The organism is Planktothrix prolifica NIVA-CYA 540, assembly GCF_963864145.1.
Lineage (GTDB): Bacteria > Cyanobacteriota > Cyanobacteriia > Cyanobacteriales > Microcoleaceae > Planktothrix > Planktothrix agardhii.
In genome coordinates, this window is record NZ_CAWLTW010000001.1 from 473579 (window position 1) to 474662 (window position 1084).

General features: G+C 48.3%; 2 protein-coding genes. Both read right to left on the minus strand.

Going from position 1 to position 1084, the window contains the following annotated elements; all coding sequences use genetic code 11:
• Window positions 1-626 (minus strand): FG-GAP repeat domain-containing protein (locus AC559H_RS02125; protein WP_040957833.1); only part of this gene is annotated, 626 nt, incomplete at its 3' end.
• Between the two features lie 239 nt (window positions 627-865).
• Window positions 866-1084, minus strand: a 219-nt coding sequence (locus AC559H_RS02130; RefSeq protein ID WP_148292367.1) for an FG-GAP repeat domain-containing protein, incomplete at its 5' end; no start/stop codon positions are given.

The following is a 1084-nucleotide window of genomic DNA, read 5'->3' on the forward strand; positions in this document are numbered from 1 at the left end:
GAACTATCGAAGCCCGTGAGCAGGATGTCGGTGTCCCCATCATTGTCAAAGTCGGCTGTGGTGACGGAACTACCGGAAACACCAGTTAGGGAGATGTTCGTGTTTTCGCTAAAACCGCCACTGCCGTTGTTGCTATAGATTTTGCTGATGGGGTTTCCTGAACTATCCTGGCCCGTGAGCAGGATATCGGTGTCCCCATCTTTGTCAAAGTCGGCTGTGGTGACGGAACTATAGGCAACACCAGTTAGGGAGATGTTTGTGTTTTCTTTGATACCCGCAGCCGGAATAATATTCCCGACAACATCCCCACTGGAGTTGCTATCATCTTCGTTAATGGTGGTGAGGGTATAGGTGAAGTTGGTATTAGCTAATACGGGTGCATCGTTAACGGCCGTGACCGTGACTTGGGCAGTGACTGGGGTAGGAGACTGCAAACCATCGTTATCTTTAGCTACCACTTGAACCGCATTGACCGTGCCGTTAACGTTGGCATCCGGTGTCCAATAAGCTTTTTTCGTGGTATCTATCGTATCATTACTCCCGGCAACCCAAGCTGTGGCGCTGGTGGCATCGCTCCCAATTCTTAACGTACCACTACTGACGGCTTTCACAACAAAGGCATCCACCGTCCCCCCATTATCCGCTTCATTTCCTTGGGCAGCGAAGTCAACAAAGGTGAGTTCGACTTCTGTATCTTCGTTGGTAGTGTCAACCGGGCCAGCAAAACTGCTGAGGGTGGGAGGGTTGAGGGCAGGGCTGTTTCAAAGTCGGATCTAAAATGCGATCGCTAAACTCTAAAAGCATTTCTCTGTAAAGAAAAGGAGAATTATTTCAACAGTTTTGATATTTTCTGTTTAAATATTGTCTAAGACTTGCCCCAGATCAAAGGTTTAGCGATCGCAATTTTTGAGAATGAAACAGCCCTGGGGTTGAGGGTGTTGCTATAGATTTTGCTGATGCGGTTAAAAGAACTATCGAAGCCCGTGAGCAGGATGTCGGTGTCCCCATCATTGTCAAAGTCGGCTGTGGTGACGGAACTATAGCCAACACCCGTGAGGGAGATGTTCGTGTTTTCGCTAAAACC